This window comes from Candidatus Poribacteria bacterium (assembly GCA_026702755.1).
Taxonomy (GTDB): domain Bacteria; phylum Poribacteria; class WGA-4E; order WGA-4E; family WGA-3G; genus WGA-3G.
This window is the reverse complement of record JAPPBX010000006.1, coordinates 23,020-29,534: the sequence shown is the minus strand read 5'-3', so window position 1 is coordinate 29,534 and position 6,515 is coordinate 23,020. Positions and strand designations below refer to the sequence as shown.

Sequence of the window (6,515 nt, the reverse complement as noted above, 5' to 3'; positions counted from 1 at the left end):
ACTATTTGCGCAAGCGAGTATCTCCGTCATGGATTTTTTCATGATTGCGCTCCTCTTTAACCGTTTCAAACAGTTGGCGGGGTGGAGCCTATGGGAGGTCGGATTCCTCTACGGCATAGTTGGTATCTGCTTTGCTGTCGCTGAGATGGTTGGGAGAGGTTTTGATGTCTTTCAGAGAAATGTTGTACGTGGCGGCTTTGATACAATGCTGGTCCGACCTCTCGGCACTTTCTATCAGGTTTTCGCGCATGAATTTCTGCTCCGTCGGGTAGGAAGGATAGCGCAAGCAGTCGTTGTGTTACTTATTGCCAATTCGCAGCTCACTGTCTCTTGGTCATTTGCTAAGGTGGGTTATCTGTTGATTACGCTGATGAGTGGGACCTGCTTTTTTATAGGTCTCTTCGTCATCGGCGCGACGAGTTGTTTTTGGACTGTCCAATCGATTGAGATCATTAATATTTTTACGAACGGTGGTGTGTTCATGGGAAGCTACCCGTTTTCTATTTATCGGTGGTGGTTTCGGCATTTTTTCACCTTTATTATTCCACTGGCGTGTGTTAACTATTTTCCATCCCTTTTTCTTTTGGGTAAGGTTGGATCGCTTGGGGTCTCACCGATTGGTGTGCAGTTAGCCCCTTTCGCGGGTTTCCTCTTTCTCGGTATCACCATGCTGTTCTGGAGATGGGGCGTTTTACGGTATCAAAGCACAGGGCATTGAATAGTTGTCAGTCGTCAGTTAAGAGGCCATTTGTGGAAGCACCAGAAAAGTAAATGACACCACAAAGGAACTGACAACTGAAAACCCTTAAAAAATATGATTGAAGTTGATAATCTGAGCAAGACCTTCAAAGTCTATCATCACCGCAAAGGCTTTTTCGGGAGTTTTGTGAACCTTTTTTCCCGTAAACACCGCGTTATTCGCGCAGTGGACAGCGTTTCATTCACGGTTCAACGTGGCGAAATTGTGGGGTATTTAGGACCGAACGGTGCAGGCAAGTCAACGACCATTAAAATGCTGACCGGTATTTTGGTGCCTTCGTCAGGCAGCGTGACTGTAAACGGATATACTCCACATCGGCAGCGAAAGGAAAATGCCAAACACATTGGCGTTGTGTTTGGGCAGCGTTCACATTTGTGGTTCGATTTGCCAGTCCAAGAGTCATTTGAGTTGCTGCAGCGTATCTATCGGATTCCAGATGCACAGTACCGCGACAACGTAGAGATGTTCGATGCTCTGCTCAACCTTGGCGATTTTTTCCAGACACCTGTCCGCCAGTTGAGTCTCGGTCAGCGGATGCGTGCGGACATCGCAGCTGCGCTGCTCCACAATCCGGATGTCTTGTTCCTTGATGAACCGACTATTGGTTTAGATGTCGTCGCCAAGGCACGTATCCGAGAATTTATCCAAAGAATCAACGCCGATAGGGAGGTCACGGTTGTATTGACAACACACGATTTAGATGATGTCGAGAAATTGTGTAAGCGTGTTATTCTTATAGACAACGCGCGGCTCTGTTTCGATGGAGAACTCGCGACACTCCGGCGGTTGCTTTCGACAGAACGACTTTTGACTGTGGATTACGCCGAGGTCTATCCAGACATCAGTATCCCGAGCACACATGTTACCTTTCAAGAAGGTGCTCGCGTGCAGTATCGGTTCTCTCCAGAAGAAATTAGCACAGCGGACCTTATCGGTGCAATCCTCCAAAAGTTCAAGATTGTGGATATATCGGTCGAAGAGCTTGATATTGAAGAGTTAATCAAAACGGTTTACGAGGATAACCTCACGCTTGAACGTAAATTGGCCGAGCCAATACCATTGAACACAGGCAAATTGGCTTGACAGATTGAGAATCTATCAGTTAGAATGTATGACAGGGTTTTAGCGAACCTGATTGTTGTAGATGTGTTTTATTAATCAGCCGAGGATTGTATCCTCGCGTTTCCGCAATGTCCAAGTAATTGTGGATTTTACTATAATTGATACAATCAAAAGGAGTAATTTAAATGCGTCTAAGGAATATCAGAATAATCTGTGTACTCGCCGCGCTCCTCACTGTGTTTTGCTATGTGACAGCGGCTGATGCACAAGATTTCGTAACAGATGGACTCGTTGCCATGTATACGCTCAATGAAGCCGATCTGGATGGCAAGACTGTCAAGGATGTCCTTGGCAAAAACGATGCAGAACTCGTCGGTAAGCTCAACTTTGTCGAAGGCGCGACAGATGGCACTGGAGAAGCGATGGAGTTTGAAGGGAAACCCGACAGCTACGTTCAGATCCCCGATATGGGTGATTTTGAATTTGTGTCTATTGAATGCTACGCCCTGGAGGCTCAGTTTGGGGGCATTCAAGGCATCGTTTCAACGTGGATGTGGGAGGCAGGCAAAGTCCATTTCAAATTTGAGAGAAACCAGATCCAAGTTCATAAAAACGACGGTGTCAAGATTCGCTTGAACGCTGAAACCGACACGTGGTATCACATCATTTACACCAGCAATACCAAAGACAACGAACTCAAACTCTATGTTGATGGTGAGTTGGTTGATGAAGGGAATGCTGGCACAACGCCTGAAAACATGAAGGAACGGCGCATTGGTAGTGAGCACAATGGCAGATTCCTCATCGGGATGATAGATAACGTCCGTATCTATGATCGGATTCTTGACGAAAAAGAGGTTGAACAGAACTTTGAGTCTAAGAGCGATCAATTACCTGTTGAACCTGCTGGAAAACTCTCAGCCACTTGGGCATACCTCAAGGCGTTGAGAAATTAAACGTAGGTACCTACAGAGAATGAACACTGCTAAAATTGTTGGGCGAGGTCGCCATGCCTCAGCCCAACACGATTAAAAACGGAGTAGAATCCCATCGTTAAAAAAGCAATTATTCCCATTGCTGGATACGGGACACGTCTTTTCCCCGCAACGAAAGCCGTCCCGAAGGCACTCTTTCCGATTATTGATCAGGATGGTATCGCAAAGCCGGTCATTCAGTTGATTATTGAGGAAGCACTAACGGCGGGTGTGGAGGAGGTGTGTATCGTCGCTCAACCGCAACAGGTTGAACCGATTACCACCTATTTTTCTGGTGCTGTCGCCGATGCGATTCGTGAAAAACCGGAGTTAGCAGCGCAGGCAGACCGGTTGGAAGAAATAGGTGATCGACTGCATTTCGCAATTCAGGTGGAACCGGAAGGATTCGGGCACGCCATCTATTGTGCAAATGATTTCGCGGATGGTGAGCCGGTTATGATTCTGCTTGGAGACCATCTCTATATTCCCGAATCGGATGTTTCTTGTGCCAGGCAACTCGTGGATGTTTACACAGAGGTTGGGCAGTCTGTCACAAGTCTTGATCTCTGTCATGAAAGTGAACTCTCGCTCAACGGTGTTGTTCACGGCAGCCCCTCTGTAGAATCCGAGAGGCTCTTTACGTTATCACAAATTTCGGAAAAGCCGACGGTGGCGTTCGCGCAGCAGCATCTCCGCGTGGAAGGTATCCCGGAACGGCAATACCTCTGCAACTTCGGAATCGACCTTCTGACCCCCCTCCTTTTTGATATTCTGGATTACAATTATAAACACCGAATTGTAACGCACGGCGAGATTCAGCTACGGGATGCGATGACGGAAATCATAAAACAGGAAGGTATGTACGGCTACCGCGTCGCAGGTCAGCGTTACGATACAGGCAACCCACAGGATTTACTCAAAACTGTAAACGCCTTTGGATTACAAAGTCCCTATCGGAATTCTCTAATCTAATGTTTCCCCGACCTCTAACGAAATAATTTCCACATCTTGGGATGCTGTCAATTTACGGAGTTCTTCCGGGGTTCCTGTTAAGAGTGGGAAAGTGCCGTAATGGATGGGTAGGATCGCTGGGACATTGAGCAGTTGTGCGGCATAAGCGGCTTCGCGGGGTCCCATCGTAAAATGGTCGCCGATGGGTAGCAGTGCTAAGTCAGGTTGATAAATTTCGCCAATAATTCGCATATCACCGAAGACATTCGTATCGCCAGCGTGATAGATTTTGTAGCCGTTCGCGAATTCTATAACATAACCCGCCGGTTCGCCTAAATAAACTGTCGTGCCGTCTTCCTCTGTGAAGCTGCTGCTGTGGTTGGCTGAGACCATCGTTGCTTTTACGCCACCGACAGTGACAGTGCCACCCTTGTTCATTCCAATTGTGTTGTCAACACCCTGTTTACCGAGCCACCCTGCGATTTCGACGATGGACACGACTGTCGGTGTATGTTTTTTCGCAAGAGATACCGCGTCGCCGATATGATCGGCGTGCCCGTGTGTTATGAGTATCACATCGAGAGTGTCGAAAGTCTTGAGTGCATCTGGACATACCGGGTTGTTTGTCACCCATGGATCTATGAGAAGCGTTTGTCCATCTGCTTCGATTTTAAAGGTGGAATGTCCGAGCCATGTCAGGCGAATACCGTTATTAAGTCTCATGCTGTCTTCCCTAAGATTTCCTTTAATCTTTGAGCGATAATTTCTATCTCTCCGGGCAGCAGGGTTTGTCCATTGATAAGGACACCGTCTGCCCCTGCGCCTGCGATGTCAATAGAGGGTTCACCTTCTGCGAGTTGCTGGAGGATTTCGTTTCGTGTGATGCCGAGTTGTTCTGCGTCAAATCGGATTTCGGTGCGGGGCATCGGTTGTCCGGCTTCAGAGGGGAAACTACGATGTACTGTAACGCCTTGAATGTCCGCGAACGCCTCGTCATAATAGGTGACCTGATCTTCGTAGGATTGCTGTAACGCTTCGTGGTCCTGATTCAAATACCATTTGACAGCGGCGAACAAACCGACCATCTCCTCTTTACCGACTTTCATACCCCTGCCGATAAACGGATGTGGTGGTCCGTTGAAAGCGATAGCCTCAATCAAGGGTTTTTTTCCGACGATTAAGCCGCTACTTTGGGGACCACACAAGCCTTTTCCACCACTAAAGAGTGCTAAATCTGCCCCCCTCTCCGTAAAACGCCATAGGTTTTCTGGGGGTGGCAACTGTGCGGCAGCATCAACGATGAGTGGAACACCGTGCCTTTCGGCGATTGCGATGGCATCTTCATAAGACACCCAGAGGTGTTCTCTACCCGGGTTCGCGAAGTAGAAAATCGCGGCGGTTTTCTCAGTAATGGCGTTTTCGAGTTCGTCAGATGAAGTGCCGTTTTCATCGCCTATTTCTACGAATCTTACACCCACCTGCCGTACAGCAAAATCGTATCCGACACGACCGTGACGATGCACGATGACTTCACTTTTCATTGATGCGTCAAGGTGGGGCAATTTTTCTCGTTTGGTGGGGTCGAGTCCGGTGATACACGCGGCGGTACTGAGTGTCAGCGCAGCAGCAGCACCACAGGAGACATAAGCTGCCTCGTTATGTGTGAGTGCCGCAATCTCTTCACCGACCCGTTTTTGAAGTTCAATAATATCTACAAAATGCTTTGAGGCTTCAACCATCGCCGCAACAACTTCAGATGGCATAATTGAACCACCGAGCCGTGTGAGCGTCGCGTTGCCGTTGATAACTGTGCGAATGCCTAAGCGTTTGTAGATATTCATGATTATGGCAGTCAGCCATCAGCAGTCAGCAGTCGGTTTCCATCAGACAGAGGTGTCTGTGGCGTTTACGAACACCTCGCATGCCGAAAGCCGATGGTTATTAACCCACTTCCTCGCCGTCTAATTTCCCAACATGGAGATCAATTTCATCGCGTGTTTCGATTTTGTCTACTTTGCCATCTGCCATGTGGAAAATACGATCGGAGACATCTAACATCTTATGGTCGTGCGTTGCTGTGATAATGGTCACACCGTTTTCATCATTAAGGCTACGGAGTAGTGCTATGATCTCTAACCCGGTTTTGGTATCAAGGTTTCCCGTTGGTTCATCGGCGAGAACGATCGCTGGGTCGTTCGCGAGCGAGCGTGCGATTGCAACACGCTGCTGCTGTCCACCGGAGAGTTCTAACGGTTTGTGTTGCACGCGGTCACCGAGTCCAACGAGGCTAAGGAGTTCGACACCTTTCTCTCTGCTTTCATCGGCACTCATACCCGCGAAGATCATCGGAAGTGAGACGTTTTCGAGTGCTGTCATGACGGGGATGAGGTTGAATGATTGGAAGATATAACCGATCTTTCGGCAGCGGAGCCACGCGAGTTCATACGCATCAAGTTGTGCGATGTCCACTTCATCAATGTAGACTCGCCCCTCGGTCGGTTTGTCTAAGCCCCCGATCATGTTAAAGAGCGTTGATTTCCCTGAGCCTGAGGGTCCCATGATTGAGATGTACTCACCGCGCTGGATTTGGAAATTGACACCACGGAGGGCATCTACAGTCTGCGTACCCATCTCATACCGTTTGATAAGGTTTCGGACGCGAACTGTGTTCTCTTTGGGAATAAGACGCTCAAAGCGTTCTGGTGTTTCGGCGAAAGTTGCGCCAACATCACTTATTTGTTCGTTCATTTTTCTCTCCTATTTTTGCC

At 48.2% G+C, this 6,515-nt stretch carries 8 protein-coding genes; 5 read left to right on the top strand and 3 right to left on the bottom strand.

The features are described from left to right. From OXH39_01145 to OXH39_01130, 4 genes are all read left to right on the top strand, one after another. Nucleotides 1-718: ABC-2 family transporter protein (locus OXH39_01145; GenBank protein ID MCY3549035.1), on the top strand; the 718-nt coding region annotated here is incomplete at its 5' end. Nucleotides 719-814: 96 nt separating this feature from the next. Continuing rightward, nucleotides 815-1,843, top strand: coding sequence for an ATP-binding cassette domain-containing protein (locus OXH39_01140; GenBank protein MCY3549034.1), 1,029 nt, complete (start codon nt 815-817; stop codon nt 1,841-1,843). Between the two features lie 164 nt (nt 1,844-2,007). After that, nucleotides 2,008-2,778 carry a hypothetical protein gene (locus tag OXH39_01135; GenBank protein ID MCY3549033.1) on the top strand — a complete coding sequence of 257 codons (771 nt, stop codon included), beginning with the start codon at nt 2,008-2,010 and terminating at the stop codon, nt 2,776-2,778. Between the two features lie 111 nt (nt 2,779-2,889). Then, nucleotides 2,890-3,768, top strand: a complete 879-nt coding sequence (locus tag OXH39_01130) for a sugar phosphate nucleotidyltransferase (GenBank protein MCY3549032.1) — start codon at nt 2,890-2,892, stop codon at nt 3,766-3,768. Here OXH39_01130 and OXH39_01125 read toward each other — a convergent pair. Both OXH39_01125 and OXH39_01120 read right to left on the bottom strand, forming a co-directional pair. Next, the gene (locus OXH39_01125) at nt 3,760-4,470 is read right to left on the bottom strand and encodes a metal-dependent hydrolase (GenBank protein MCY3549031.1); all 711 of its coding nucleotides are present in this window, start codon (nt 4,468-4,470) and stop codon (nt 3,760-3,762) included. The two genes, OXH39_01130 and OXH39_01125, sit on opposite strands and share 9 nt — an antisense overlap. After that, nucleotides 4,467-5,588: an aminotransferase class V-fold PLP-dependent enzyme gene (locus tag OXH39_01120; protein MCY3549030.1), complete on the bottom strand. Its 1,122-nt coding sequence runs from the start codon at nt 5,586-5,588 to the stop codon at nt 4,467-4,469. Before OXH39_01120 ends, OXH39_01125 begins: the two co-directional genes overlap by 4 nt. Here OXH39_01120 and OXH39_01115 point away from each other — a divergent pair. Next, nucleotides 5,587-5,712, top strand: coding sequence for a hypothetical protein (locus OXH39_01115; protein MCY3549029.1), 126 nt, complete (start codon nt 5,587-5,589; stop codon nt 5,710-5,712). The two genes, OXH39_01120 and OXH39_01115, sit on opposite strands and share 2 nt — an antisense overlap. Here the strand turns inward: OXH39_01115 and OXH39_01110 are convergent. Next, the gene (locus OXH39_01110) at nt 5,689-6,378 is read right to left on the bottom strand and encodes an ABC transporter ATP-binding protein (protein MCY3549028.1); all 690 of its coding nucleotides are present in this window, start codon (nt 6,376-6,378) and stop codon (nt 5,689-5,691) included. The genes OXH39_01115 and OXH39_01110 overlap by 24 nt on opposite strands. Nucleotides 6,379-6,515: the final 137 nt, after the last annotated feature.

Bases quoted from the DNA above. Each gene is read 5' to 3' on its own strand.
- OXH39_01140 (MCY3549034.1), top strand. From the start codon at position 815: ATGATTGAAGTTGATAATCTGAGCAAGACCTTCAAAGTCTATCATCAC.
- OXH39_01135 (MCY3549033.1), top strand. From the start codon at position 2,008: ATGCGTCTAAGGAATATCAGAATAATCTGTGTACTCGCCGCGCTCCTC.
- OXH39_01125 (MCY3549031.1), bottom strand. From the start codon at position 4,470: ATGAGACTTAATAACGGTATTCGCCTGACATGGCTCGGACATTCCACC.
- OXH39_01115 (MCY3549029.1), top strand. From the start codon at position 5,587: ATGATTATGGCAGTCAGCCATCAGCAGTCAGCAGTCGGTTTCCATCAG.
- OXH39_01120 (MCY3549030.1), bottom strand. From the start codon at position 5,588: ATGAATATCTACAAACGCTTAGGCATTCGCACAGTTATCAACGGCAAC.
- OXH39_01110 (MCY3549028.1), bottom strand. From the start codon at position 6,378: ATGGGTACGCAGACTGTAGATGCCCTCCGTGGTGTCAATTTCCAAATC.